The sequence below is a fragment of the Micromonospora aurantiaca ATCC 27029 genome (assembly GCF_000145235.1).
In the GTDB taxonomy this organism is placed as follows: Bacteria; Actinomycetota; Actinomycetes; order Mycobacteriales; family Micromonosporaceae; genus Micromonospora; species Micromonospora aurantiaca.
In genome coordinates, this window is sequence record NC_014391.1 from 6,099,091 (window position 1) to 6,124,500 (window position 25,410).

Annotated in this window: 23 protein-coding genes; 11 read left to right on the forward strand and 12 right to left on the reverse strand. The window is 74.5% G+C overall.

The features are described 5' to 3' along the window. Nucleotides 1-24: 24 nt before the first annotated feature. The 4 genes from MICAU_RS27095 (at nt 25) to MICAU_RS27110 (ending at nt 4,136) form a co-directional block, all read left to right on the forward strand. Complete coding sequence (locus MICAU_RS27095) at nt 25-837, forward strand: ATP-binding cassette domain-containing protein (protein ID WP_013288549.1); 813 nt, start codon at nt 25-27, stop codon at nt 835-837. Further along, nucleotides 834-2,093: a sugar ABC transporter permease gene (locus MICAU_RS27100; RefSeq protein ID WP_013288550.1), complete on the forward strand. Its 1,260-nt coding sequence runs from the start codon at nt 834-836 to the stop codon at nt 2,091-2,093. Before MICAU_RS27095 ends, MICAU_RS27100 begins: the two co-directional genes overlap by 4 nt. Nucleotides 2,094-2,124: 31 nt before the next feature. Beyond that, nucleotides 2,125-3,300 carry an ROK family protein gene (locus MICAU_RS27105; RefSeq protein ID WP_030269402.1) on the forward strand — a complete coding sequence of 392 codons (1,176 nt, stop codon included), beginning with the start codon at nt 2,125-2,127 and terminating at the stop codon, nt 3,298-3,300. Nucleotides 3,301-3,398: 98 nt separating this feature from the next. Continuing rightward, on the forward strand, nt 3,399-4,136 hold the full coding sequence (locus MICAU_RS27110; protein WP_013288552.1) for a DUF4142 domain-containing protein: 738 nt from the start codon (nt 3,399-3,401) through the stop codon (nt 4,134-4,136). Between the two features lie 53 nt (nt 4,137-4,189). Here the strand turns inward: MICAU_RS27110 and MICAU_RS27115 are convergent, their stop codons facing one another. The 6 genes from MICAU_RS27115 to tsaB all read right to left on the reverse strand — a co-directional run bounded on the left by MICAU_RS27115 (nt 4,190) and on the right by tsaB (nt 10,174). Beyond that, nucleotides 4,190-5,959 (reverse strand): ABC transporter ATP-binding protein, encoded by a 1,770-nt coding sequence (locus MICAU_RS27115; RefSeq protein WP_013288553.1) that lies wholly within the window; start codon nt 5,957-5,959, stop codon nt 4,190-4,192. After that, entirely contained in the window at nt 5,956-7,662 is a 1,707-nt protein-coding gene (locus MICAU_RS27120) for an ABC transporter ATP-binding protein (RefSeq protein ID WP_013288554.1), read from the reverse strand. The genes MICAU_RS27115 and MICAU_RS27120 overlap by 4 nt, the downstream gene beginning before the upstream one ends. Nucleotides 7,663-7,732: 70 nt before the next feature. Next, complete coding sequence (locus tag MICAU_RS27125; protein WP_013288555.1) at nt 7,733-7,987, reverse strand: hypothetical protein; 255 nt, start codon at nt 7,985-7,987, stop codon at nt 7,733-7,735. A gap of 17 nt (nt 7,988-8,004) precedes the next feature. After that, nucleotides 8,005-9,051: a tRNA (adenosine(37)-N6)-threonylcarbamoyltransferase complex transferase subunit TsaD gene (tsaD, locus tag MICAU_RS27130; RefSeq protein WP_013288556.1), complete on the reverse strand. Its 1,047-nt coding sequence runs from the start codon at nt 9,049-9,051 to the stop codon at nt 8,005-8,007. Nucleotides 9,052-9,056: 5 nt separating this feature from the next. After that, nucleotides 9,057-9,500, reverse strand: coding sequence for a ribosomal protein S18-alanine N-acetyltransferase (gene rimI / locus MICAU_RS27135; RefSeq protein WP_013288557.1), 444 nt, complete (start codon nt 9,498-9,500; stop codon nt 9,057-9,059). After that, nucleotides 9,497-10,174: a tRNA (adenosine(37)-N6)-threonylcarbamoyltransferase complex dimerization subunit type 1 TsaB gene (tsaB, locus tag MICAU_RS27140; protein WP_013288558.1), complete on the reverse strand. Its 678-nt coding sequence runs from the start codon at nt 10,172-10,174 to the stop codon at nt 9,497-9,499. Before tsaB ends, rimI begins: the two co-directional genes overlap by 4 nt. Before the next feature lie 224 nt (nt 10,175-10,398). Between tsaB and MICAU_RS27145 the strand changes: the two genes are divergently transcribed. Then, entirely contained in the window at nt 10,399-11,124 is a 726-nt protein-coding gene (locus tag MICAU_RS27145; RefSeq protein WP_013288559.1) for a helix-turn-helix domain-containing protein, read from the forward strand. Here MICAU_RS27145 and ung read toward each other — a convergent pair. Continuing rightward, entirely contained in the window at nt 11,113-11,811 is a 699-nt protein-coding gene (gene ung / locus MICAU_RS27150) for a uracil-DNA glycosylase (protein ID WP_013288560.1), read from the reverse strand. The genes MICAU_RS27145 and ung overlap by 12 nt on opposite strands. A gap of 181 nt (nt 11,812-11,992) precedes the next feature. On the opposite strand from ung, the gene MICAU_RS27155 reads away from it, so the two are divergent. Continuing rightward, entirely contained in the window at nt 11,993-13,381 is a 1,389-nt protein-coding gene (locus MICAU_RS27155) for a lipase family protein (protein WP_013288561.1), read from the forward strand. Here MICAU_RS27155 and tsaE read toward each other — a convergent pair. The 4 genes from tsaE to MICAU_RS27175 form a co-directional block, all read right to left on the reverse strand. Continuing rightward, on the reverse strand, nt 13,378-13,860 hold the full coding sequence (gene tsaE, locus MICAU_RS27160; RefSeq protein ID WP_013288562.1) for a tRNA (adenosine(37)-N6)-threonylcarbamoyltransferase complex ATPase subunit type 1 TsaE: 483 nt from the start codon (nt 13,858-13,860) through the stop codon (nt 13,378-13,380). The genes MICAU_RS27155 and tsaE overlap by 4 nt on opposite strands. After that, nucleotides 13,857-14,942 (reverse strand): alpha/beta fold hydrolase, encoded by a 1,086-nt coding sequence (locus MICAU_RS27165; RefSeq protein ID WP_013288563.1) that lies wholly within the window; start codon nt 14,940-14,942, stop codon nt 13,857-13,859. Before MICAU_RS27165 ends, tsaE begins: the two co-directional genes overlap by 4 nt. Next, nucleotides 14,939-16,057, reverse strand: coding sequence for an alanine racemase (gene alr / locus MICAU_RS27170; protein WP_013288564.1), 1,119 nt, complete (start codon nt 16,055-16,057; stop codon nt 14,939-14,941). The genes MICAU_RS27165 and alr overlap by 4 nt, the downstream gene beginning before the upstream one ends. Nucleotides 16,058-16,141: 84 nt before the next feature. After that, the gene (locus MICAU_RS27175; protein WP_030269389.1) at nt 16,142-17,611 is read right to left on the reverse strand and encodes an NAD(P)H-hydrate dehydratase; all 1,470 of its coding nucleotides are present in this window, start codon (nt 17,609-17,611) and stop codon (nt 16,142-16,144) included. A 216-nt stretch (nt 17,612-17,827) separates the two neighbouring features. Here MICAU_RS27175 and MICAU_RS27180 point away from each other — a divergent pair, with 216 nt between their 5' ends. After that, on the forward strand, nt 17,828-18,130 hold the full coding sequence (locus MICAU_RS27180) for a type VII secretion target (protein ID WP_013288566.1): 303 nt from the start codon (nt 17,828-17,830) through the stop codon (nt 18,128-18,130). Next, entirely contained in the window at nt 18,127-19,749 is a 1,623-nt protein-coding gene (locus tag MICAU_RS27185) for an alpha/beta hydrolase (RefSeq protein WP_013288567.1), read from the forward strand. Before MICAU_RS27180 ends, MICAU_RS27185 begins: the two co-directional genes overlap by 4 nt. A gap of 119 nt (nt 19,750-19,868) precedes the next feature. Here MICAU_RS27185 and glmS read toward each other — a convergent pair whose 3' ends face one another. Next, on the reverse strand, nt 19,869-21,782 hold the full coding sequence (gene glmS / locus MICAU_RS27190) for a glutamine--fructose-6-phosphate transaminase (isomerizing) (RefSeq protein ID WP_013288568.1): 1,914 nt from the start codon (nt 21,780-21,782) through the stop codon (nt 19,869-19,871). 272 nt (nt 21,783-22,054) lie between these two features. Between glmS and MICAU_RS27195 the strand changes: the two genes are divergently transcribed. From MICAU_RS27195 to MICAU_RS27205, 3 genes are read left to right on the forward strand one after another with little or no spacing between them, the layout of a single operon-like run. Beyond that, on the forward strand, nt 22,055-23,032 hold the full coding sequence (locus tag MICAU_RS27195; protein ID WP_013288569.1) for an MmpS family transport accessory protein: 978 nt from the start codon (nt 22,055-22,057) through the stop codon (nt 23,030-23,032). A gap of 31 nt (nt 23,033-23,063) precedes the next feature. Continuing rightward, a complete protein-coding gene (locus tag MICAU_RS27200) occupies nt 23,064-24,251 on the forward strand; it encodes a pyridoxal phosphate-dependent aminotransferase (protein ID WP_013288570.1) in 1,188 nt (395 codons plus the stop codon). Further along, nucleotides 24,248-25,354: a threonine aldolase family protein gene (locus MICAU_RS27205; protein WP_013288571.1), complete on the forward strand. Its 1,107-nt coding sequence runs from the start codon at nt 24,248-24,250 to the stop codon at nt 25,352-25,354. The genes MICAU_RS27200 and MICAU_RS27205 overlap by 4 nt, the downstream gene beginning before the upstream one ends. The last annotated feature ends 56 nt before the right edge of the window (nt 25,355-25,410 follow it).

A 25,410-nucleotide genomic window follows, 5' to 3' on the forward strand; every position in this document is an offset into this window, starting at 1 on the left:
TCCCTCCGCCCAAAGGAGAACCCCGTGTCCGCAACCCCCCTGCTGGAGCTACGCGGGATCGACAAGAGCTTCGGTCCCGTCCAGGTGCTGCGTGACGTCGCCTTCGCCGCGCACGCCGGCGAGGTGACCGCGCTGGTCGGCGACAACGGCGCCGGCAAGTCGACCCTGGTCAAGTGCATCAGTGGCATCCACCCCACCGACGCCGGCGAGTTCGTCTTCGACGGCCGCCCGGTGACCATCAACAGCCCTCGGGACGCCGCCGCGCTCGGGATCGAGGTCGTCTACCAGGACCTCGCGCTCTGCGACAACCTCGACATCGTGCAGAACATGTTCCTCGGCCGGGAGAAGCGCAGCGGCATCGTGCTCGACGAGCCGACCATGGAGCAGATGGCCGCCGAGACGCTCGCCGGCCTGAGCGTGCGCACCGTGAAGTCGCTGCGCCAGCACGTGGCCAGCCTCTCCGGCGGCCAGCGGCAGACCGTGGCCATCGCCAAGGCCGTGCTCTGGAACAGCCGGCTCGTCATCCTGGACGAGCCGACCGCCGCACTCGGCGTCGCGCAGACCGCCCAGGTGCTGGAGCTGGTCCGCCGGCTGGCCGACAACGGCCTGGCCGTGGTGCTGATCTCGCACAACATGAACGACGTCTTCGCCGTATCCGACCGGATCGCCGCGCTCTACCTCGGCCAGATGGTCGCCCAGGTGAAGACCACCGACATCACCCACTCGCAGGTGGTCGAGCTGATCACCGCCGGCCGCTCCGGCAGCCTCGGCCTCACCGGCGAGCCGGGCGGCAACGGCGCCGCGCCCGCCGACACCACTCCAGGAGCCGTCCGATGACCGCCATCGTCGTGAAGAAGGAAGGCCCGGCCGGCGTCACCCCGACACCGACCGTCGGCAGCCACGTGAACAACTACTGGCGCCGGGTACGCGGCGGCGACATCGGTGCGCTCCCCGCCGTGGTCATGCTCGTGGCGCTGGCGGTGGGCTTCTCGATCGCCCGCCCGTCGTTCTTCACCGCCGGCAACCTGGCGAACCTGTTCACCCAGGGCGCGGCGGTCACGCTCATCGCGATGGGTCTGGTCTTCGTCCTGCTGCTCGGCGAGATCGACCTCTCCGCCGGCTTCGCCAGCGGCGTCTGCGCCGCGATCCTGGCCAACGTGGTGACAGTGCTCGGCTACCCCTGGTACGTGGCGGTGCTCTCCGCCGTCGTCACCGGTGTGGTGATCGGCACCGTGCTGGGCCTGCTGGTCGCCAAGGTCGGCATCCCCTCCTTCGTGGTCACGCTCGCCGGGTTCCTGGCCTTCCAGGGCGTGGTGCTGACGCTCATGGACGAGGGCGCCAACATCGCGGTCCGGGACGACGTGCTCGTGGCGATCGCCAACCGCAACCTCTCGCCCGTGCTGGGCTGGTCGCTCGCAGCCGTCGCCGTCGTCGGGTACGCGGCCGTGCAGTTGCTGCGGCACCGCAACCGTGCCGCCCGCGGCCTGCTCACCGATCCGATCGCGGTGGTCGCCGCGCGGATCGCCGGTCTGGCCGTGATCCTCGGCGTGGCGGTCTACGTGCTCAACCTGGAGCGCAGCCGCAACGTGCTCGTCGTCTCGCTCAAGGGCGTGCCGATCGTGGTGCCGATCATCGCGATCCTGCTCGTCGTCTGGACGTTCGTGCTCCAGCGCACCAGCTACGGGCGGCACATCTACGCGGTCGGCGGCAACGCCGAGGCGGCCCGCCGGGCCGGCATCAACGTCGACCGGATCCGCATCTCCGTGTTCATCATCTGCTCCTCGATGGCCGCGATCGGCGGCATCGTGGCCGCCAGCCGGGCCAACTCGGTCGACCCCAACACCGGGGGCAGTAACGTACTGCTCTACGCCGTGGGCGCGGCGGTGATCGGCGGCACCAGCCTCTTCGGCGGCAAGGGCCGGGTCCTCGACGCCGTGCTCGGTGGCGCAGTGGTGGCGGTCATCGACAACGGTATGGGACTGATGGGATACAGCTCGGGCGTCAAGTTCGTGGTCACCGGCGTGGTGCTGCTCGCCGCGGCGACCATCGACGCGCTGTCGCGTCGGCGGGCCGCCGCCACCGGCACGCGCTGACCCGGGGTACGGGAAAACCATGGCAGTGGCAATGCGCGCGGGCCCCAGTCAGGACGAGATCCGTCGGCAGAACCTGGGCGCATTGCTCCGCTATGTACACGTCCACGGCGCCACCACGCGGGCCGAGCTGACCACAGCGCTCGGCCTCAACCGCAGCACCATCGGCGCGCTGACCGCGGACCTGGCCGGCGCCGGTCTGGTCAGCGAGGGGACGCCGAAGGAGACCGGCCGGGCCGGACGACCGTCACTCGTCGTCCGGCCCGAGTCGGGTCGGGTCTACGCGTACGCGTACAGCGTCGAGGTGGACCGGCTGCGGGCCGCGCGGGTCGGGCTCGGCGGTGAGGTGCTCGACCGCCGGGAGATGGACCGGCCGCGCAACCTGGTCGCCGGGGAGGCCGCCCCGCTGCTCGCCGGCGCGGTCAAGGAGATGCACCAGTCGGTGCCGCCGGACGCGATCTGCGTCGGCGCCGGGGTGGCCGTGTGCGGCATGGTCCGCCGGGAGGACGGACTGGTCCGGCTCAGCCCCACCACCGGCTGGGTGGACGAGCCGATCGGTGCGGCGCTCGCCGTCGAGCTGGGGATAGACGTACCGATCACGGTGGGCAACGTGGCCGACGTGGCCGCGTACGCCGAGCACGCCCGCGGCGCGGCGGTCGGCTGCGACAACGTCATCTACATCTACGGCGACGTCGGCGTGGGCGCGGGCATCATCGCCGGGGGCCGGCGGCTGAGAGGGCACGGCGGCTACGGCGGCGAGGTCGGCCACATGGTGGTGGTCCGCGACGGGGTGCGCTGCGACTGCGGCCGGCGCGGCTGCTGGGAGACCGAGATCGGCGAGCACGGGCTGCTGCGCGCCGCCGGCCGGTCCGAGGCGCGTGGCCGGGACGCCCTGCTCGCCGTCTTCGACGCCGCCGACCGCGGCGACGCCCGCGCCCAGACCGCGGTACGGCAGGCCGGCGACTGGCTCGGCTTCGGCGTCGCGAACCTGGTGAACATCTTCAACCCGGAGATGGTCATCTTCGGCGGCACCATGCGTGACCTCTACCTGGCCTCCGCGGCGCAGGTACGCAGCCGGCTCAACTCGAACGGGCTGCCCGCGTGCCTGGAGCACGTACGGCTGCGTACCCCGAAGCTCGGTGGCGACGCGGCGCTGATCGGCGCCGCCGAGCTGGCGTTCGAACGACTCCTCGCCGACCCGCTGAACTGATCGGCCCGCCGATCCGTACCAGTGTGCGGACGGGCGGCCGGCTTGCGCGGCCGTCCACGACCCCGCGTACCGGTCCGGACCGAGGAGGCACCGCAACCATGGCATCGCTGGAATCCGCACGCCGCAAGCTGGCGCACCGGGTGGTACTGCTGCTCGCCGCGCTGGGCGCGGGGATCGGCGTCATTCCCGGGACGGCACAGGCCGCACCCAACCCCGGCGTGCAGATGAACGCCGCCGACATGACGCTGCTCAACGGCGTACGGCTGGCCGGGCTGTGGGAGATGCCGGCCGGGCAGATGGCGGCCGAGAAGGGCCAGTCCGCCCGGGTACGCGAGGTCGGCGCGGAGATCGCCAAGCAGCACGCGGAGCTGGACCTGCTGGTGGTCGAGGCCGCGAACAAGCTGGGCGCCACCCTGCCGACGGATCCGACGGCCGAGCAGAAGGGGTGGCTGACCGAGATGCAGAACGCCACCGGCGCCCGGTTCGACCAGATCTTCGTCACCCGGCTGCGGGTCGCCCACGGCAAGATCTTCCCGGTGATCGGCGCGGTCCGGGCCAGCACCCGTGACCCGATCGTGCGCAAGCTGGCCGAGGACGCCAACACGTTCGTCAACGACCACATGACCATGCTGGAGAGCACCGGGCTGGTGCGCTGGCAGCAGTTGCCGCCGGCCGCGCTGCCGCCCGCGCAGAGCGACTCGCTCGTCGCCGCCGCCCAGGCCAACGTGGGCAGCGGCGGTGGACTCCAGGTGGGCACCGGTGTGGTGTGGGCGGTGTTCCTGATCGCGCTCGGCACCGGCGGGTACGCGACCTGGCGGCTGACCCGCCGCACGTGACCCCCGGCCGTCGAGCGGGCCCCGGCACGTGTGCCGGGGCCCGTCGCGCGTTCTCAGCCGTGCCAGGAGCGCCACAGCGCGGCGTACGAGCCACCGGCCGCGACCAGCTCGTCGTGTGATCCCAGCTCGGTGATCCGCCCGTCGGCGACCACCGCCACGCGGTCCGCGTCGTGCGCGGAGAAGAGCCGGTGCGCGATGGCGACGACGGTACGGCCGTGCAGCACCGCCGCCAGCGACCGTTCCAGTGCCCGGGCCGCCCGCGGGTCGATCAGCGAGGTGGCCTCGTCCAGCACCAGCGTGTGCGGGTCGGCGAGCACCAGCCGGGCCAGCGCGAGCTGCTGCGCCTGCGCGGGGGTGAGCGGGTGGCCGCCCGCCCCGACCGCCGTGTCGAGCCCGTCCGGCAGGGCCAGCGCCCAGTCCAGCGCGTCGACCGCGGCCAGCGCCGCGCGTACCCGAGCCGGGTCGGCTTCCGGCCGGACCATCGCCACGTTGTCGGCGAGCGTCCCGATGAACACGTGGTGCTCCTGACTGACGAGCGCCACATGGGTACGCAGCTCGGCCAGGGGCATTCCGGCGAGCGGCCGGCCGTCCACTGTCACAGTGCCGGCGCTCGGCGCGTGCACGCCCGCCAGCAGCCGGCCCAGCGTCGACTTGCCCGCCCCGGACGGGCCGACCATCGCGAGCCGCTCCCCCGGGCGGGGTTCCAGCGTCACGCCGTGCAGCACGTCGTGACCCGGGCGGTACGCGTACCGGACGTCGTGCGCGGCGAGCCGGCCCGCGCCGCCCGCACTGCCCGCAGCGGCGGCGCGCTCGTCCGGCGTGGCGAATGCCTTGGCGCGCTCGTCCGGTTCGGCGGCCACCCCGAGCAGCCGGGCCAGCGAGGCGCCGCCGACCTGGAACTCGTCCAGCCAGCCGAGCAGCCGCTCGATCGGGTCGGTGAGCTGCTGGGCGTAGAGCGTGGCGGCGGTGACCTGGCCGAGGCTGGCCCAGCCCTTCAGGTGGAACCAGCCGCCGATGAGCAGGGTCGCCACCATCGGCACCAGGTAGCCGAACTCGGCCACCGGCCAGAACACTGTCCGCAGATAGAGCGTGTAGCGCTCGGCCGCGTACGACCGGCTGATGTCCGCGTCGCCGCGGGCCCGGCGACGGGCCGCCTGCCGCAGCGCCTCGGTGGTCCGCGCCCCCTCGACCGTCTCGCTGATCCCGTCGGTGATGTCCGAGTAGGCGGCGTTCTCCCGCAGGTAGCCCTGCGGCGCGCGGCGCAGGTACCAGCGGGTGCCGGCCCACAGCACCGGCACCGCCAGCAGGCTGGGCAGCGCCAGCAGCGGGCCGGTCAGCACCAGCGCGCCCAGGATCAGTAGCACGGTCAGCGCGGCGATGAGCGTCTCCGGCCCGGCGAACCGGACCGTGCGGGACAGCGCGGCGACGTCCCGCGAGGTGCGGGTGAGCAGATCGCCGGTGCCGGCCCGCTCCACAGTGGCGAGCGGCAGCGCGAGCACCCGGTCGACGAACTCCTCCCGCAGCTCGGCGAGCACCCGCTCACCGAGCCGGGCCGAGGCGAGGTGCGCGAAGCGGACCAGCACCGCCTGCACCACCACGAACGCGGCGATGGCCGCCACGACCCGGTCCACAGTCGTCGCGGCGATGCCCTGGGAGATCCCCTCCACCAGGTCACCGAGCAGGCGCGGGGCGACGAGCCCGGCGCCGGCGGCGAGCGCGTGCAGGCCGAGCGCGACGGCCAGGCCACGCGGGTGACGGCGGATCAGCTCGCGCACGTACCGGCGGACCTGGGCGATGTCGGCGACGGGCAGCGCGTTGCTCATCGGTCCTCCTCCCGGCTCACCGTGGCGGCGTAGCGCGGCTCGCCGGCGAGCAGTTCCTCGTGCCGGCCCTCGGCGACGACCTTGCCGTCCTCGACGAAGACCACGTGGTCGGCGTGACCGAGCACCAGCGGGCTCGTGGTGCAGACGAGCGTGGTGCGGCCGCGGCGGGCCGGGCCGAGCCGTTCGGCGATGCGCGCCTCGGTGTGCGCGTCCACCGCGCTGGTCGGCTCGACCAGGATCAACGTCTCCGGGTCGGCGACCAGCGCGCGGGCCAGCCGCAGCCGTTGCCGCTGCCCGCCGGAGAACTCCCGGCCGCGTTCGGCGACCTCGCCGTCCAGGCCGCCGGGCAGCGCCTCGACGATGTCGGTGGCACTCGCCGCGGCCAGCGCCGCCGCCACGGCGCCGGGCTCGGCCCGGTCGTGCGGGTCAAGCTCCGTGCGCAGCACGCCGCTGAACAGCTGCGCGTCGTTGTCGGCCACCAGGATCCGCTCCCGCACCGTCGCCAGCGCCACGTCCCGCAGCGGTACGCCGTGCAGCGTGACGTCCCCGTCGGCGTACCGGCCGAGCCGGTCGGCGATCTCGGTGGCGTCCTGCGGGGTGGCGGCGGCCAGCGCGGTCAGCCGGCCCGGTCGCAGCACCAGTCCGGAACGTACGTCCGCCAGTTCGCCCGGCCCGGCCGGCACCGGCACCGGGGTGGCCGGGTCGGTGAACTCCGGCGCGAGCCGCAGCAACCGGACGACCCGGCGGGCCGCGACGTGTCCCCGGGTCAGCTTGTCGGCCGCCTCGGTGAGGTTGCGCAGCGGGCTGACCAGGAACGCGGTGTAGCCGTAGAACGAGACCAGCTCGCCGGCGCTGATCTCGCCGCGCAGCGCGAACCGGGCGCCCAGCCAGGTCACCAGCACCACGAAGACGCCGGGCAGCAGGATCTGCGCCGCCTGCAACAGCGACTCGACCCGCGCCACCCGCAGCCCGTCCGCGCGCAACGCCTGCGAGCGTTGCCGGTAGCGCTCGGACAGCACCGGCTCGCCGCCGACTCCGCGCAGCACGCGCAGGCCCGAGACGATGTCCGCGGCCCGGGCGGTGAGCCGGCCGGTCGAGTCCCGGTACGCGGCCTGCTGCCGGTGCAGCGGGCGGATCAGCAACGCCACGAGCGCCATCAGCAGCGGCACCCCGAGCACCACCACGAGGCCGAGCGGCTGGGAGGCGCTGAGCAGGATCACCGCCACGGTGACGATGCCGACCACCGAGCCGGCGCCCCGGGCGGTGATGTCGATGGCGCTGCCGATGTGCTCGATGTCGGCGGTGCCGATACTCACCACCTCGCCCGCCGCGACCCGCCGGGGCAGCGCCGCGCCGAGGCGGTTCGTGGCGTCCACCGTGACCTGCACGGTGCGGTAGGCGGCGCCGAGCCAGTTGTGCACCGCGCAGCGGTGGCGCAGGATTCCGGCGACGGCCTGCACCAGACCCAGCCCGAGCAGGGCCAGACTCCAGCGCACCAGCGCGTCCGGGTCGCGTTGGGCCAGGCCGGCTTCCACGGCGCGGCCGAGCACGGCCGGCACCAGCGCCTGGGCCAGCATCCAGATCACGCCGAGCGCGAGCCCGGCGCCGAAGATGACGGGATGTCGCCCGGCGAGCCACACCAGATATCGAGTGGCCGACCGCGCGTCGGGGGTGCCGGGATCGCCGGCCGGTGAGAAGCGCATGGCGCACCGACGCTAGGTGCCGGGGCGACCCGCGCGCCAACCAATTCCGGCGGCCGTGACGATCCTCGCGTCAGCGGTCGACCTGCGTGAAGTCCCAGCTGTGCGGCGGGCGGGCGATCAGGCGCGCCGGCGGCTCGGGCAGCTCCCGAGGGCTGTTCCGCCACTTGGAGACGACCACCAGCCGGTGGTCGGTGGAGGAGAACACCTCGCTGGAGACGTGCATCGGGTCGTGCTCGAACTCGGGCAGCGCGGTCTCGCAGACCCAGGTGATCAAATCGGCGAAGCCGTACGGCTCGGCCTTGGCCTCCCACATGCGGACGATCATGTCGGTCCCCTCCCCGCTCACACGCTGACCACTGTCAGCGGCATCGCCGAGTCGGCCGGCAGGTCCAGCCGGCTCGGCGCGACGCCCGCGGCGACCAGGTGGGAGCCGAGCGCGGCCACCATCGCGCCGTTGTCCGTGCAGAGCTTCGGCCGGGGCGTACGCACCCGGATGCCGTGCCTGCCGGCCCGCTGCTCGGCCATCGCCCGCAGCCGGGAGTTGGCCGCCACTCCGCCGCCGATCACAAGCGTGTCGATGCCGCTGCTGCGGCAGGCGTCGATCGCCTTGCCGACGAGCACGTCGCAGACCGCCTCCTGGAAGGATGCCGCCACGTCGGCGACCGGCACCGGCTCACCGGCCCGCTGCCGCGCCTCCACCCAGCGGGCGACAGCCGTCTTCAGGCCGGAGAAGGAGAAGTCGTACCGGTGTCCGACCAGGTCCTTCGCCGCGGTCAGCCCGCGCGGGAAGGCGATCGACGCCGGGTCACCGGCGCGCGCCTCGCGGTCGATGTACGGCCCGCCGGGGAACGGCAGCCCGAGCAGCCGGGCCACCTTGTCGAACGCCTCGCCGGCGGCGTCGTCGATGGTGGCGCCGAGCGGGACCACGTCGCGGGCCAGGTCGTCGACGCGCAGCAGCGAGGAGTGCCCGCCGGAGACCAGCAGCGCGATCGCGGGCTCGGGCAGCGGGCCGTGTTCGAGCGTGTCCACCGCCACATGTGCGGCGAGGTGGTTCACGCCGTACACCGGCTTCTCCGCCGCGACCGCGTACCCCTTGGCGGCGGCGACCCCGACGAGCAGCGCGCCGGCCAGGCCCGGCCCGGAGGTCACGGCGATGGCGTCGATGTCGGCGATGGTGACACCGGCTTCGCGCAGCGCCCGGTCCATGGTCGGCACGATGGCCTCCAGGTGGGCGCGGCTGGCCACCTCGGGCACCACGCCGCCGAACCGGGCGTGCTCCTCGACGCTGGAGGCGAGCGCGTCGGCGAGCAGCGTGTGCCCGCGCACGATGCCCACGCCGGTCTCGTCGCAGGAGGTCTCGATGCCGAGGATCAGGGGTTCGTCAGCCATGCGCGTCAGTCCTCGTTGCGCTGCATGACCAGCGCGTCGGTATTGCTCGGTTGGTAGTAGCCGCGCCGCACGCCGATCGGCTCGAAGCCGTAGGTGGCGTAGAGCCGTTGCGCGGGCGCGTTGTCCGCGGCGACCTCCAGCAGCGTGCTGCGGGCGCCGCGCCGGGCCGCCTCGGCGAGCAGCGCCTCCAGCAGCAGCCGGCCGATCCCCCGGCGGTGGGCGTCCCGGCGGACCGCGACGTTCTGCACCCACGCCTCGTCGGGCGGGGACACGGCCAGCCCGGCGTAGCCGAGGACGGCGCCGTCGTCGTCGGTGGCGACCAGGTAGAAGTGCCCGTTGGCGAGTTCGTTCCAGAACATCGCCGCCGACCACTGCTCGGCGCCGAAGAGGTCCGCCTCGATGGGCAGCACCTCGTCGATGTGCCACCAGCGGAACCGGCCCAGCCTCATGGCAGGACCGGCTTGTGGCCGGTGGCCGCGACCGCGTCCGGGCGGCGCAGGTAGAGCGGGGTGAGCGTCTCGCCGGGCGCGCCCGCGCGGATCCGCGGCGCGGCGAGACGGGCCAGCGCCAGCGGGTCCGGGTAGCGCGGCTCGTCGCGTACCGGCAGCCCCAGCACGTCCGCGTACCGGTGCGCGCCGTCGCCGACCGCGACGGTGACCGCAAGGTCGCGCGCCCGCTCCGCGACCACCGCCGGGGCGGCCACCTCCGGCCCGGCCAGGCGCCGGCCGGCGCCGTCGTAGACGGCCCAGTAGATCTCCCGGCGCCGCGCGTCGCTCGCCGCCAGCACCGGCTCGCCGGCGGCCGCCGGGTGGCCGAGCCCGTCCAGCGAGCAGACGCCGTACGTGGGTACGCCGAGCACCTGACCCATGGTGGCGGCGGTGACCAGCCCGACGCGCAGCCCGGTGAACGGGCCCGGGCCGAGGCCGGCGACGATAGCGGCCAGGTCGGCGGGCCGTGCACCGACGTCCGCCAGCACGGCGTCGACCTGCGGCGCGAGCAGCTCGCCGTGGGCGCGGGCGTCGACGGTGCACCGGGACGCGCGGACCGCGACGCCGTCCGCCGAGACCTCGGCAAGGGCCGCGGTCACCGCGGGCGTCGAGGAGTCCACCACGAGTACCAGCACGGTAAGCCAGCCTAGCCGTCCGCTCCGTCCGCCCCGTCCGCCCCCGGCACGCCCCCGGCACGCCCTCGGCACGCTCCCGGCACGCCCCCGGCACGCCCTCGCCGCTCGTCCGGTCACGATGCGTAGCGCCCGGATCAAAGAGAAGAGGTGAGAGCCTTATGCCTCTGGGTCATAAATATGACTCAGAGGCATAAGGCTAAGAAGAGGACTGCCATTCTCCGGAGATGACGGAGAGTCGCCTCGTTCGAGAAATCGCCCGGACCTTGCGGCGTGAACGCGAACAGGCAGGGCTCACCCAGCAGGCTCTGGCCGCCCGGTCCGGGCTCAGTCAGGCCGCCATCGCCCGGATCGAACGCGGCGACCGGCTGCCGAGCCTGACCGCCGCGGAACGCCTGCTCGCCGCGCTCGGCCGGCAACTGCGGATCGAGGTCGAGCCGCTGGACAGCCACCTGGACGCCGCGCTGGACGAGATGGCCGGGACGGTGCTTGCCGAGCGGATCGAAGTCCTCCGGCTGGACCGGATCATGGACGCCCTGGGCGACCTGCCGTACGTACTGTCGGGCGGCACGGCGGCACTGCTGCAGGGCGCGCCGCTGCCGGTGGACGCGGTCGAGATCGCGGTGCGCTGGCGGGACTCGCCGCAGTTCAGCGCGCTCCTCGATCGGATCTACGCGCAGCGCTGGGACGCTCGATGGCAGGTGTGGGGCGGCATCCACACGGAGCCCGAAGAGCCGGGCGAGCACCGCTGGCTGACCCGCTACGGCGAGCTGCGGGCCCGGATGTGCGAGGAACTGCCCGAGCCCATCGAGGTCCGCCTCGGTGAACGTACGTACCCGGTCGAGCCGCTGGTCGAGGTGGAGGTGACCGACCGGCGCACGGCCGAGCTGCTGTCCCGGTACCGCCGGCGCCTCGCCGCGGCGGGCGAGGCGCCGGGCGGGTCAGCCGGCTGAGCGCTCCCAGTCGACGGTGGGCAGCCCCGCGTCGGCCAGCGCCTTGTTAGCGGCGCTGAACGGGCGGCTGCCGAGAAAGCCGCGCGGGTTCATCGGGCTCGGGTGCCCGGCCTCCAGCACCACGTGCTGCGGGTTGGTCACCAGCGCCGCCTTCTTGCGCGCGTAGCCGCCCCAGAGCAGGAACACCACGCGCTGGTCGAGCGCGTCGAGCGCCCGGATGGTGGCGTCGGTGAACTCCTCCCAGCCCTTGTTGGCGTGCGAGCCGGGCGTGGCCTGCCGGACCGTCAGCACCGAGTTGAGCAGCAGGACGCCCTGCGCGGCCCAGCCGTCGAGGTTGCCGCTGCGCGGCTTCGGCACGCCCAGGTCCTCGCCCAGCTCCTTGAAGACGTTGCGCAGCGACGGCGGCACCGCCACCCCCTCGCGCACGCTGAAGCTCAGCCCGTGCGCCTGGCCCGCCTTGTGGTACGGGTCCTGCCCGAGGATCAGCACCCGGGTGTCGGCCGGCCCGCACAGCCGGTAGGCGGAGAAGAGGTCCTCCAGCGGCGGGAAGACCGTGGCGGTCGCGTACTCCCGGGCGACGAACTCGGCCAGCGCCGCGGTGCGGGCCGGGTCCAGGTGGGGGGTGAGCACGGCACGCCAGGCCTCCGGCAGCAGCGCCGGCAGGTCCAGGGTGGGGGCGTCGGGCATCGGCAACCTCTCCTCGTCGGTCGCCATCTTCTTACCAGCCGCGACCGACACTCCCGGGCGGCGGCAGGGCCGGGTACTGGACGAGAAAAGTTACCGGAGCGTAACCTACTGGCAAGTTACTTACGCCACACCGCCACTGCTAGCTTGCATCCACCACCATCGATGCTCGCTAGGAGTGCCCGTGAGCAGGAGAAACACCCGTCCCCGCACGCCCTCCGCCGCCCCCTCCCCCCGCCGCACGACCGGCCTCCGGATGCTGGCCGTCGCCGCGGCTGCAGCCACCTACCTGGCCGGATCCGGCGCAGCCGCAGCCGCAGCCGCAGACGGCACCACGCCGGTGGTCTCCCGCGGCGTGACGATCCCCGCCTTCTACCACCCGCCCGCCGACCTGCCCGCCACCAACGGCACGCTGATCCGTACCGAGCCGCTGCCGCTCGGGCTCAGCATCCCCGGGCTCGACGGCCGCCCGATGCCCGGCACCGCCACCCGCCTGATGTACCGGTCCACCGACTCCAACGGCCGGGCCGTCGGCGTGACCGGCGCCTACATCGAACCGTCGGCGGCGTGGCGGGGCACCGGCCCGCGCCCGCTGGTCGCCGTCGCCTCCGGCACCATGGGGCAGGGCGACCAGTGCGCGCCCTCGTTCGCCCTGCAACACCCGCTCACCCTCACCGGCGACACCCTGTCCGTCGGCTACGAGGCCCTGGCGATCTACCGCCTCCTCGCCACCGGCGCCGCGGTCGTCGTCACCGACTACGTCGGGCTGGGCGCGACCGACCGGCTGCACACGTACGTCAACCGCCTCGACGAGGGACGTGCCCTGCTCGACGCGGCCCGCGCCGCCCGCACCGTGCCGGGCGCGTCGGTCACCGACCGGTCCCGCGTCGGTCTGTACGGCTACAGCCAGGGTGGCGGCGCCAGCGCCGCAGCCGCCGAACTCCAGCCCACCTACGCGCCCGACGTGCCGCTGGCCGGCACCTACGTCGGCGCGCCGCCGGCCGACCTGACCGCTGTCATCGGCGGCATCGACGGCAGCGCGCTGGCCGGGGCGCTGGGCTGGTCGCTCAACGGCTTCGCCCAGTCCGACCCGGCGGTGCGGGACGTCATCGAGGCGAACGTCAACGACGCCGGCCGGGCGGCGCTCACCGACACCTCGACCATGTGCGTCGGTGACGCCATCCTCCGGTACGCGTTCACCAAGAGCAGCAGGTGGATCACCGGCGGCCGGTCCCTCACCGCTGTCATCGCCGCCTCGCCCGAGGCAGCCGCCGTCCTCGACCGGCAGCGCATCGGCACGCTCAAGCCCGCCGGCCCGGTACGCGTGGCGACCGGCGTCCAGGACGACATCGTGCCCCACCGGCAGGCCCGTCAACTGGCGGTCGACTGGTGCCGCAAGGGCGCCAACGTGACCTACCAGGCCGTCAGCCTGCCCAACCTCGGTGACAAGCTCCTCACCAACCACCTGGCGCCGCTCATCACCGACCAGGGCGACGCGGTGGCCTGGCTGACCGACCGGCTCGCCGGGCGCACCGCCTACTCCAACTGCTGGACGATGCCCCTTCAGCCCTAGGACAGTTCGGCGACCCGGGCGGCCCAGTCGCCGCCGACCGGCTCCAGCGTGACCGCCCGGGTGTCGTCGTCGCGGCGGTCGATGCGTACCCGCAGGTGCGCGTCGACCAGCTGCTCGACCATCCCCTCGCCCCACTCCACCACGGTGACCGCCTCGTCCACCGAGGCGTCCAGGTCGAGGTCGTCGATCTCCGCGCGCGGGTCGGCGGCCTCACCCAGGCGGTACGCGTCGGCGTGCACGAGCGTCACCCGGCCGCCCCGCGCCGGGTCGGGCCGATGCACCCGGGCGATGACGAAGGTGGGCGAGGTGATGTCCCCGCGTACGCCGAGACCGGCGCCGATGCCCTGGGTCAGCGCGGTCTTGCCGGCGCCGAGCGGGCCGCTGAGCAGCAGCAGGTCACCGGCCCGCAGCACCCCGGCCAGCCGCCGCCCGAACTCGTGGGTGTCGTCGACCGTCTTCAGCTCCACGACCACTGTCATAGCGAGTCCAGGAACCTCTCCAGCGCCACGTTCACCTCGTCGGCGTGCTCCAGCATCACCACGTGCCCACTGTCGTTGATCTTCACGAACTCGGCGTGCGGCAGCCGCCGGACGATCTCCTCGGAGTGCGTCACCGGCGTGATCATGTCCTTGTCGCCCACGATCACCAGCACCGGCGTGCCGGCCAGCGCCGCAAGCGCCGGGAACCGGGAGTGGGTGGCGATCGTGCGCAGGTAGCGGGTGACCGTGTCGGCCGAGGTGCGCGAGTTCATCATCTCGACGTACGACACCAGGGCCGGGCTCGGCTTCGACGTGCCGAAGCCGTACTTGCGGGTGAGCAGCCAGGCCACGTTCGACGTCGACCGGCGCGCCCGGTCGATCACGGTCCCGCCGTACCGGGTGGCGTTGCTCATCATGTAGAGCACCGGCGAGCCGACGCGGCCGAGCAGCGCGGGCGCCACCAGCTTGGTCTCCGCCGCGAGGCCGCCCGAGGTGGCCATCAGCACGGTGCCGACCACGCGGTCACCGAACATCTCCGGGTACAGCTCGGCCAGCGCCATGATCGTCATGCCGCCCATCGAGTGCCCGACCAGCACCAGCGGGCCGTCCGGGGCCACCTCGTCGAGCACCCGGCGCAGCGTGTGGCCCAGCGCGGTCAGGTCGTACTCGCCGCTCTCCAGCCGGCCGGAGCTGCCGTGCCCCGGCTGGTCGTACGCGACCACCCGGTAGTCGCCGCGCTCGGCGAGCCGCTTGCGCTGGAAGTGGAACGTGCCCATGTCCAGGCAGAACCCGTGCACCAGCACCACAGTCGGGTGCCCTGCGACAGGGCGGGTCGGCTCGACCACCTCGACGTGGATGTCGGTGCCGTCCGGCATCTCCAGCCGGTACGCCTCGTCGTAACGCTGCTCACCGAAGACCTCGTCGGCGTACCGGTCGGTGGGATCGTTCTTGAGCCGGCGGACCAGCACCCGCTCGCTGACCACGCCCGCCGCGAGCCCGGCGGCGGCAACGCCGACGGCGGCGCCGACCAGCCCGGCCACCTTGCCGGCAGCGGTACGCGGTCGCGGCAACCGGACACTCATGCGTGCTCGCCGTCGTAGACGCGGGGCACGCGCACACCGCCGAAGCGGGTCACGATCTCGTAGTTGATGGTGCCGACCGCCTCGGCCCAGTCGTCGGCGGTGGGCTCGCCGTCCGCGCCGCTGCCGAACAGCGTCGCCACGTCGCCGTCGGTCACCTCGTCGTCGCCGCAGTCGACCACGAACTGGTCCATGCAGACCCGCCCGGAGATGGTCCGGCGCTTGCCGGCGAGCTGCACCGGGCCGGTGTTGGAGGCGTGCCGCGGCACCCCGTCGGCGTAGCCGAGCGGCACCACCGCGAGGTTGGCCTCCTGCTCGGTGAGGTAGGTGTGGCCGTAGGAGACGCCGGTGCCGGCCGCCACCCGTTTGGTGAGCATCACCCGGGCGCGGGCGGTCATGGCGGGACGCAGACCGAACTGCTCGCCCGCGACCGGCGACAGGCCGTAGACGGCGATGCCGGGCCGGACCAGGTCGAAGTGGGTGTCCGGCCGGGTCAGCGTGGCGGCCGAGTTGGCCAGGTGCCGGTAGCGCGGACGCAGACCGGCACGCGTCACCATCTCCAGCCCCTCCTGGAACACGGCGAGCTGGCGGTCGGTGGTGGGGTGACCGGGCGAGTCCGCGTACACGAAGTGGCTCCACACGCCGACCACCTCGACCAGACCGTCGGCCTGGGCCTTCGCGGCGGCCTCCAGCAGCGCCGGCCAGTCGGCGACCGTGGCGCCACCCCGGGCCAGCCCGGTGTCGATCTTGAGGTGCAGCCGGGCCGGGCGGTCCGCCCGGCGGCTCGCCTGGATCATCTCGTCGAGCTGGGTGAGGCCGGCGCAGCCGAGGTCGACGCCGACGGTGATCCCGTCGTGCAGCGGCAGCCCGGGGCTGAGCAGCCAGGCCAGCACCGGCGCGGTGATGCCCTCCTCGCGCAGCCGCAGCGCCTCGGCCAGCGTGCAGACGCCGAGCTGGTCCGCCCCGGCGTCGAGCGCCGCGCGGGCGGCCGGCACCATGCCGTGGCCGTACCCGTCGCCCTTGACCACCGCCATCAGTTCGGCGCTGGTGCCGGCCTTGAGCCGGGTCACGTTCTCCCGGATCGCGTCCAGGTCGACGCGCACCTCCGACTGCCACATGTCCTCAGCCTACTTCCGTCAGTGATCATCAGCGCCGTGAGCCGAGCGGGCGGTGCCCGCCGCCACCGGGCGCCGCCGCCCGGATCAGCCCAGCCGGGCCAGTACCGGACGCAAGGCCGCGGCCACGTCGGGCGCGGTCACCGGACCGCCGCGCGCCGCCTCCCGCCCGGCCAGCCCGTGCAGGTACGCCGCCGCGGCGGCCGCCCGTTCCGGGGCCAGCCCGGCGGCGAGCAGCGAACCGAGCAGCCCGGCCAGCACGTCGCCGGTGCCACCGGTGGCGAGCACCGGGGTGCCGGTCGGGTTCACGTACGCGCGGCCGTCGGGCGTGCCGATGACCGTGCGGTCGCCCTTGAGCAGCACCACCGCGTTCATCCAGGCGGCCAGCCGCAGCGCGGCGGCGACCCGGTCGTCCCCCGGCATCTCGCCGCAGAGCCGGGCGTACTCCCGGTCGTGCGGCGTCACCACGATCGGTGCGTCCCGGCCGCGCAGCCGGTCGGCCAGCTTGCCGTCGACGAGCAGCGTCAGCGCGTCCGCGTCGAGCACCACCGGCACCGGCGCGGCGAGCACCGCGCGCAGCTCGGCGGCGGAGTCCTCGCCGGTGCCGAGCCCGGAGCCGCAGACCCACGCCTGCACCCGGCCGGCGTCGGCGACCCGGCCGGTGGCGATCACCGACGGATGCTGGTGCAGCACCTCGCCCTCGGCGCTCCCGGCGTAGCGGACCAGGCCGGTGGGACCGGCGAGCGCCCCGGCGACCGAGAGCACGGCGGCGCCGGGGTAGGTGGCCGACCCGGTGGCGACGCCTACTACGCCCCTGGTGTACTTCTCCGACGACGCGCCCAGCGCCGGCCACCAGTCGGCCACGTCCGTCTGCTCGATCACCTGGAGCGCCGGCGTGCCGCGCAGCCACGGCGTCAGCCCGATGTCGACCAGCTCGACCTCTCCGGCCAGCTCGGCGGCCGGCCCGACGACCAGTGCGGGCTTGAGCGCGCCGAAGGCGACTGTCACGTCGGCGCGGACCGCCCGGGGCCGCCCGGCGTCGGTGAGCGGGACGTGGCCGGTGTCGACAGCGACGCCGCTCGGCACGTCGACCGCGACCACGGTGGCGCGCGTGCCGCCGCGCCCGCGCTGCCCGGTCAGGCTCGCGGCCAGCTGCTCGGCCGTCTCGCGGAGCCCTCCGGTGCCGCCGATGCCCACGATGCCGTCGAGCACCAGGTCGACCACAGCGGGCGGCCGGTCGGCCACACGGCCGCCGGCGGCGCGCAGGGCGGCCAGGCCCTCGGCGTGTGCCCGGCCCGGCGTGAGGAGCAGCGCTGTCACCGCCACGCCCCGGCGGGCCAGATGCGCGCCCGCGAACAGGGCGTCGCCGCCGTTGTCGCCGGACCCGGCGAGCACCAGCACCCGGGCGCCGTAGACACCGCCCCGGTCGGCGAGCAGCAACGCGCAGCGGCGGGCCAGCCCGGCCGCCGCCCGCTGCATCAGCGCACCGGGCGGGAGGGTGGCCATCAGGCCCGCCTCCGCCGCGCGAACGTCCGCGACCCGCCACACCTGTCTCATGCCACCCCGCCCCGCTCGTCGCGCCGGCTCAGCATCCGCTCGCGGCTCCCCCGATCACGGCCTCACCCTACCGGCGGTACGCGCCCGGGACCGGCTGGCGAACAAGCCCTGTGGATAACCCGGACCGTTGTCCACAGGGGTCGGCGGCCACTGCCGGGTGCCGCCTAGCGTCCCGGTGTCCGGAACCGGCCGGTGGCGCCGGGCGAGGGAGGGCACGTGGTGGAGAAACCGTTCGACGTCGACCCGGAGCTGCTGCGATCGGTGGCGCGCGAGCTGGCCGACGACGCGTACCGGCTGGGCCGCGGGCCGGGCGCGGCACCGGAGTCGTTGCTGGTGGCGGCACCGGACGGCTGGCGATCCGCGGTGGCGCTGACCGAACTGGAGTCGGCCGTGCGGCGCTGGTCCGGCGCGCTCGGCGCCCGGGTGGCCGACACCGCTCAGGCGTTGCGCCGCGGCGCGGACGGCTACGAGGCGGTCGACGAACGCGCCGCCCGCCGCCTCACCGGGGTGCTCCGGTGAACGACGGTCCGGCCGACGCCGTGGACGTGCCGGTCGGCTACGCGCAGCTCTGGCGGGCCGATCCGGGCGCCTGGTCCACCGCCGGGGCGGCGTGGCGGGGCCTCACCACGCCGGTACGGCAGCGCGCCGACGCGTTGACCGCCCGGATCGGCACGCTCCGCCCCGGGTGGTCGGGTGCGGCCTCGACTGCCGCGCAGCGGCGCATCGGGGATCTGCGCACCGATCTCACCGACGTGCTGCCCGCACTGGTCGAGGTCGACCAGGTGCTCGCCGAGTTCGGCGCCCGGCTGGGCGCGGCGAAGGCCCGGCTCGGCGCCGAGGTGGCTCGCGCCGAGTCCGGTGGCCTGCTCGTCGACCGCACCGGCGCGGTCCGGCCCGACCCGGCACGGCCGCCGGGGCAGACCGGGCCGGCGGTGGTCGACGCGCGGGCCGGGATCCGGGGCGCGCTGACGCTCGCCGGCGCCGCCGACCGGGAGGCGGCCGGCCGGCTGGCGGAGCTGACCACCGCTGCGGTACGCGGCTGGGTGAGCGTCCCGCCCGCGTGGCGGCCCGGTCCCGGCGCCGGGCCGGCCGAGGTGAGCCGCTGGTGGGCCGGCCTGAGCGCGGCCGAGCGGCGCTGGCTGGTGGGGCGGGAACCGGGCCGGATCGGGCGCCTCGACGGGCTTCCGGCCGCCGTCCGGGACCAGGCGAACCGGCTACTGCTCGGCGACCGGCGGGAGCAGTTGCTCGCGCGCCGGCTCGGGCTGCTGCACCCGCTTCCGGCCGGGCCGTTGGAGGCGTCCCGGCGGGTCCGGCTCGCCGCTGCCGAGGCGGCGCTGCGCGGGCTGGACGGGCTCGGCGAGCGGCTGGCCGCGGGCGGGGCGCCCCGGGCGTACCTGCTGGGGCTCGACCCGGCCGGCGACGGCCGCGCGGTGGTGGCGCTCGGCAACCCGGACCGCGCCGCCTCGGTGCTCACGTACGTCCCGGGCATGACCTCGGATCTCGCCGACGCGCCGGCCGAGCTGGGCCGGGCAGCACGGGTGTTGCAGCGATGCGCGGCGCTCGGGCCGGGCGAGGAGGCGGCGGCTGTGCTCTGGCTGGACTACGACGCGCCCGGCTTCCTCACCGAGGCGGCCGGCACCCGGCAGGCCGAGGACGCCGGCCCGGCGCTGCACCGGTTCCAGGACGGGCTGCGGGCCGCGCACGAGGGCCCGCCGGCCCGGCAGACGGTGCTCGGGCACAGCTACGGCTCGCTCGTGGTCGGCACCGCCGCCCGCGACCACGGGTTGGGCGCCGACGCGCTGGTCTTCGTCGGCTCGCCGGGGGTCGGCGTCGACCACGCCGCCGAGCTGCGGATGCCCGCCGGTCAGGTCTGGTCGTCGACCGCGCCGGACGACGTGATCCGGCTGGCCCGCCCACCGGACGAGCTGGCCCGCCGCGCGCTGCTCGCGGGTACGCCGCTCGGTCCGGCGCTCGCCGTGCTCGACCCGCACGGCGAGCGACTCTGGTTCGGCGCCGACCCGAGCGCGCCGGACTTCGGCGGGAGGCGCTTCCCGAGCGCTCCGCACGGCCACACCGGCTACTGGGATCCGGACAACCCGGCGCTGGACGGCATGGCCCGGATCGTGCTGGGCCGATGACCGCCCGCGGCCCTCCGGCGACCGGTGCGCGGCCATCCGGCGGCCGCCCGCGAGGCAGGCCGGAGACGACGCGGTCCCTCCACCCGTCGTGCGGGCGGAGGGACCGTGGACGAGATCGGCTACTCGACAGTGACCGACTTGGCCAGGTTCCGGGGCTGGTCGACGTCGTGCCCGCGGGCGGCGGCGATCTCGGCGGCCAGCACCTGCAACGGCACCGTGGTCACCAGCGGCGCCAGCAGCGTCGGCGTACGCGGCACGTAGATCAGGTGGTCGGCGTAGCGGACCACCGCCTGGTCGCCCTCCTCGGCGATCACGATGGTGCGGGCGCCGCGGGCGCGGACCTCCTGGATGTTGGAGACGACCTTGTCGTGCAGCATGCCCCGGCCCACCGGGGAGGGCACGATGCAGATCACCGGCGTGCCCTGGTCGATCAGCGAGATCGGGCCGTGCTTCAGCTCGCCGGCGGCGAAGCCCTCGGCGTGCATGTACGCCAGCTCCTTGAGCTTCAGCGCACCCTCCAGCGCCACCGGGTAGCCCACGTGCCGGCCGATGAACAGCACCGTCGGCTCGGACTTCAGCTCGCGGCCCAGCTCACGGACCGGCTCGATGCGGTCCAGCAGCTCCCGCAGCTTGCCCGGCATCTCCTGGAGCTGGGCCACCACCGCGCCCACCTCGTCGGCGAACTTGATGCCGCGCACCTGGGCCAGGTGCAGGCCGATCAGGTAGCAGGCGACGACCTGGGTGAGGAACGCCTTGGTGGAGGCGACGGCGATCTCCGGGCCGCCGTGGGTGTAGAGCACCGCGTCGGACTCGCGCGGGATGGTCGAGCCGTTGGTGTTGCAGATCGCCAGCACGCGGGCCTTCTGCTCCTTGGCGTGGCGCAGCGCCATCAGCGTGTCCATCGTCTCGCCGGACTGCGAGATCACCACGATCAGCGTGGACCGGTCCAGCACCGGGTCGCGGTAGCGGAACTCGCTGGCCAGCTCCACCTCGCAGGGGATGCGGGTCCAGTGCTCGATGGCGTACTTGGCGACCAGGCCGGCGTGGTAGGAGGTGCCGCAGGCGACGATGAAGATCTTGTCGACGTCGCGCAGGTCCTGCTCGCTGAGGCGGACCTCGTCGAGGGCGATCTCGCCGGTCTCGGTGAGCCGGCCCAGCAGCGTGTCGGCGATGGCCTGCGGCTGCTCCTCGATCTCCTTGAGCATGAACCAGTCGTAGCCGCCCTTCTCGGCGGCCGACGAGTCCCAGTCGATGTGGAAGTCCGTGCCGCTCGCCGGCTGACCGTGGAAGTCGGTGATGTCGATGCTGTCCGGGGTGATCAGGACGATCTGGTCCTGCCCCAGCTCGACCGCGTCCCGGGTGTGCTCGATGAACGCGGCGACGTCGCTGGCCAGGTAGTTCTCGCCGTCGCCCCGGCCGACGACCAGAGGCGAGTTGCGCCGGGCGCCGACCACCGCGCCGGGGATGCCGGCGTCGACGGCGAGCAGCGTGAACGCACCCTCCAGGCGCGCGCAGACCACGCGCATGGCGGCGGCGAGCAGCGCCGGGCTGTCGGTCTCGCCGGCCGAGCGCAGGTCGGCCAGCGCGCGGGCGATCAGGTGCGCGGCGCACTCGGTGTCGGTGTCGCTGGCGAACTCGACACCCTCGTCCTCCAGCTCGGCGCGCAGCTTCGCGAAGTTCTCGATGATGCCGTTGTGGATCACCGCGACCCGGCCGTCCGGGGAGAGGTGCGGGTGGGCGTTGCGGTCGGTCGGGCCGCCGTGCGTGGCCCAGCGGGTGTGGCCGATGCCGGTGGTGCCGTCGCCGATGCCGATCGGGCTGGCGGCGCAGTCCTCGGGGTTGTCGGCCGCCCGCTCGGAGAGGACCTTCTCCAGGTTCGCGAGCTTGCCGGCCTTCTTCTCGGTCAGCAGCTCGTCCTCGCAGACCACGGCGACGCCGGCCGAGTCGTAGCCGCGGTATTCGAGACGCCGCAGTCCGTCAAGCACGATGCCGAGCGCCGGGCGCGCACCGGCGTAACCCACGATTCCACACATGGTCCGCAGCCTAACCGAGTTTCGCTCATCGTGCGTGCTCGGAAAGGCGGTTAACGATCACTGAACTTGAGCGAACCGAGCGCCGGGGATGCGATTACCGGACAAAGCACCATCCAGGTCGTTCCGCCCGTCCCTACCGGTTCGGGACGCGGGGCGCGGACCGCCGGCCGGGACCGCACGGCTGGTCGCCACCGCCTACATTGAGGCCGGGCGCCGTCCCCCGGCCCCACCGTTCCGCGGTCGTCCGCGCCGTACCCCTGTGAGCTGAGCCCATGTCCGAGACGACCCCCGCCCCCGAACCGGCCTCCGGACCGAGCGACCCGACCGCCGCGCCGGCCACGCCGCAGCCCTCGTCCTGGACGCCGCCGGACCCGTTGGCCGCCCCGCAGCCGTGGACGCCGCCCGCGCCCTGGTCGCCGCCCCCGGCACCGAGCCCGTGGGCGGCAGCCGGCCCGGAGAGCGCGTCCGGAACCGACCCGGCCTCGTCCCCGAGCGGCACGGGCCGGCCGGTGGGCGAACCGGGGTGGGCGGCTCCGGCCGACCCGGCCGCCACGCCACGCCCGGCCGTCCCACCGGCCTCCGGCGATCCGCAGGCCCCAGGCTTCCCGGCCACGCCCGGCTGGCCGTCCCAGCCCGGCGTCCCGGACTTCTCGGCACAGCCGGCCTGGACACCGGGCGCCTACCCGCCCGGCCCTCACAAATCCGGGTCCTACCCGCCCGGGCCCTACCCGCCGCCGTACGCGTATCCGGGCATGCCGCCGCGCCGCAGCGGCGGCGGCTGGGTGGCCGGTCTGGTGATCGGCATCGTCACCGTCCTCGCACTGATCGTCTGCGGCTGCGTCGGGCTGTCCTTCCTCGGCCGCTCCATGACCGAGGGGACGGCCTCCGGCGACCGGTACGACGGGCCGCTGTACGGCGAGCCCGACGGATGGGCCGACGAGCCCACCGGTCCCCCGGCCCGACCGGTCACCACCCCGTCCGGCGGACCCGGCAGGTTCACCGTCCTGTACGAGGTCACAGCCACCGACGGCGAGGCGGAGGTGCAGTTCTACGACGCGGACGCGAACTTCCACCAGCCCGGCGCCGTGGACACGCCCTGGCGGCTGAGCCTCACCGCGAACGACCGCGAGCGGGTGCAGATCATCGCCAGCCCCGTCGAGTCCGGCGAGGTGACCTGCCGGATCACCGTCAACGGCAAGGTCGTCTCCACGGACTCGGGCGAGTACGGCGCGACCTGCTTCGGCTGGTGAGCGGTCGGCGGCGGGCCGTAGGCTGGCCGCCGTGACGACGACCGATCCCCTGGTGGCCCGGATGCGGCCGTTCGGCACCACCGTCTTCGCCGAGATGTCCGCGCTGGCCGTGCGCACCGGCGCGGTCAACCTCGGGCAGGGCTTCCCGGACACCGACGGCCCGCCGGAGATGCTCGCCGCCGCGGCCGAGGCGCTGCGTACCGGCCACAACCAGTACCCGCCCGGCCCGGGGATCCCCGCGCTGCGCGCCGCCGTCGCCGGGCACCAGCGCCGGTTCTGGGGCCTGGAGTACGACCCGGACGGCGAGATCGTCGTGACGGCCGGCGCCACCGAGGCGGTCGCGGCGAGCATCCTCGCGCTCTGCGAGCCGGGTGACGAGGTGATCTGCTTCGAGCCGTACTACGACTCGTACGCCGCCTCGATCGCGCTCGCCGGCGCGGTCCGCCGCCCGGTGACGCTGCGGCCCGGCCCCGACGGCAGGTACGCGTTCGACCCGGACGAGCTGCGCGCCGCGTTCGGGCCGCGTACCCGGCTGGTGCTGCTGAACTCGCCGCACAACCCGACCGGCAAGGTCTTCACCGCCGACGAGCTGACGACGGTGGCCGAGCTGTGCCGGGAACACGACGTGTACGCGGTCACCGACGAGGTCTACGAGCACCTGGTGTTCACCGACGCCGCCGCGCCGCACGTACCGCTGGCCACGCTGCCGGGCATGCGGGAGCGGACGCTGCGCATCTCGTCGGCCGGCAAGACGTTCTCCTGCACCGGCTGGAAGGTCGGCTGGGTGAGCGGCCCCGCGCCGCTGGTGGCGGCGGTGCTGCGGGTGAAGCAGTTCCTCACGTTCGTCAACGCCGGGCCGCTGCAACCGGCGGTGGCTGTGGCGCTCGGGCTGCCGGACGCGTACTTCACCGGGTTCCGGGACGACATGCAACGCCGCCGGGACCAGCTCGCCGCCGGGCTGGCCGACGCCGGGTTCGGCGTGCTCGCGCCGGAGGGCACCTACTTCGTCACCGCCGACGTCACGCCGCTGCGCGGCCGGGACGGGGTGGAGTTCTGCCGGGCGCTGCCGGAGCGCTGCGGCGTGGTGGCGGTGCCGACGCAGGTGTTCTACGACGACGTGGAGGCCGGGCGCCGGCTGATCCGGTTCGCGTTCTGCAAACGGCCGGAGGTGCTGGCCGAGGCGGTGACCCGGCTGCGCCGGCTCCGGGCGGACGGATGAGCGACGAGCAGGCCACGCGGCTGCGCCGGTTCACCGCCCAGCGTGGCTGCGACACGATGCTCTCCGGCGTACGCCCGGCCTCCGTACGGGAACAGCTCGCCGCGCTCGATCAGGTGGCCGGGGACGACCCGCCCGACCTGTACGGCGAGGGCGGGCCGGTGGCGGAGCTGGAGCTGCGGGTCGCCGAGCTGCTCGGCGCGGAGGCTGCCGCGTTCTTCCCGTCGGGCACGATGGCGCAGCAGGTGGCCATGCGTCACGGGGCGGAGCTGACCGGCCGCGCCGGTGTCGGCCTGCACCCGCTCAGCCATCCGCTGACGCACGAGCGGGACGCGTACGCGCTGCTCGCCGGCGTACGCGCGGTGCGCACCACGAGCGCGCCGCGCAACCCGACTGCCGACGAGGTGGCGACGCTCGACGAGCCGATCGGCACGCTCTTCCTGGAGTTGCCGCTGCGGGACGCCGGGTTCGTGCTGCCGACCTGGGACGAGCTGGTGGCCGTCGTCGCGGCGGCGCGCGCCCGCGGCGCCCGGGTGCACTTCGACGGGGCCCGGCTCTGGGAGTCGTCAGTCCATCTGGGCTACTCGCCGGCCGAGATCGCGGCGCTGGCCGACAGCACGTACGTCTCGTTCTACAAGTCGCTGGGCGGCATCTCCGGTGCCGCGCTGGCCGGCGACGCGGAGCTGATCCGGTACGCGCGTGCCTGGCGGCACCGCTACGGCGGCACGCTGTTCCAGCAGTGGCCGGCGGCGCTCGCAGCGCTCGCCGGGCTGACCCGGGAGCTGCCCCGCCTCCCCGGGTACGTGGTGCACGCCCGGGTGGTGGCCGAGGCGCTGGCCGCCCTGCCCGGCGCCCGGGTGTACCCGGCGCCGCCGCACACCCACCAGTTCCGGTTCTGGCTGCCGTACCCGGCGGCCGTGCTGGACGCGGCGAACCTGGCGCTGGCCGAGGAGGAACGCGCGTGGTTCGTCGGCGGCTGGCGGGACACCGAGGTGCCCGGGCTGGCGCTGGCCGAGGTGACCGTGGCCGGGCCGGCGCAGGAGCTGGACGCCGGCGCGGTGGCCGACCTGGCCGCCCGCTTCCTGCGCCGGGTCCAGGCGAACTGACCGCCGCGTCCGGCCGAGCTGACCGGCGAGGAGGAAGAGCAGGCGGCCCGGGTCGG

Bases quoted from the DNA above. Each gene is read 5' to 3' on its own strand.
- MICAU_RS27100 (WP_013288550.1), top strand. From the start codon at position 834: ATGACCGCCATCGTCGTGAAGAAGGAAGGCCCGGCCGGCGTCACCCCG.
- MICAU_RS27105 (WP_030269402.1), top strand. From the start codon at position 2,125: ATGCGCGCGGGCCCCAGTCAGGACGAGATCCGTCGGCAGAACCTGGGC.
- MICAU_RS27110 (WP_013288552.1), top strand. From the start codon at position 3,399: ATGGCATCGCTGGAATCCGCACGCCGCAAGCTGGCGCACCGGGTGGTA.
- MICAU_RS27115 (WP_013288553.1), bottom strand. From the start codon at position 5,959: ATGAGCAACGCGCTGCCCGTCGCCGACATCGCCCAGGTCCGCCGGTAC.
- MICAU_RS27120 (WP_013288554.1), bottom strand. From the start codon at position 7,662: ATGCGCTTCTCACCGGCCGGCGATCCCGGCACCCCCGACGCGCGGTCG.
- MICAU_RS27125 (WP_013288555.1), bottom strand. From the start codon at position 7,987: ATGATCGTCCGCATGTGGGAGGCCAAGGCCGAGCCGTACGGCTTCGCC.
- tsaD (WP_013288556.1), bottom strand. From the start codon at position 9,051: ATGGCTGACGAACCCCTGATCCTCGGCATCGAGACCTCCTGCGACGAG.
- rimI (WP_013288557.1), bottom strand. From the start codon at position 9,500: ATGAGGCTGGGCCGGTTCCGCTGGTGGCACATCGACGAGGTGCTGCCC.
- MICAU_RS27145 (WP_013288559.1), top strand. From the start codon at position 10,399: ATGACGGAGAGTCGCCTCGTTCGAGAAATCGCCCGGACCTTGCGGCGT.
- ung (WP_013288560.1), bottom strand. From the start codon at position 11,811: ATGCCCGACGCCCCCACCCTGGACCTGCCGGCGCTGCTGCCGGAGGCC.
- tsaE (WP_013288562.1), bottom strand. From the start codon at position 13,860: ATGACAGTGGTCGTGGAGCTGAAGACGGTCGACGACACCCACGAGTTC.
- MICAU_RS27165 (WP_013288563.1), bottom strand. From the start codon at position 14,942: ATGAGTGTCCGGTTGCCGCGACCGCGTACCGCTGCCGGCAAGGTGGCC.
- alr (WP_013288564.1), bottom strand. From the start codon at position 16,057: ATGTGGCAGTCGGAGGTGCGCGTCGACCTGGACGCGATCCGGGAGAAC.
- MICAU_RS27175 (WP_030269389.1), bottom strand. From the start codon at position 17,611: ATGAGACAGGTGTGGCGGGTCGCGGACGTTCGCGCGGCGGAGGCGGGC.
- glmS (WP_013288568.1), bottom strand. From the start codon at position 21,782: ATGTGTGGAATCGTGGGTTACGCCGGTGCGCGCCCGGCGCTCGGCATC.
- MICAU_RS27195 (WP_013288569.1), top strand. From the start codon at position 22,055: ATGTCCGAGACGACCCCCGCCCCCGAACCGGCCTCCGGACCGAGCGAC.
- MICAU_RS27205 (WP_013288571.1), top strand. From the start codon at position 24,248: ATGAGCGACGAGCAGGCCACGCGGCTGCGCCGGTTCACCGCCCAGCGT.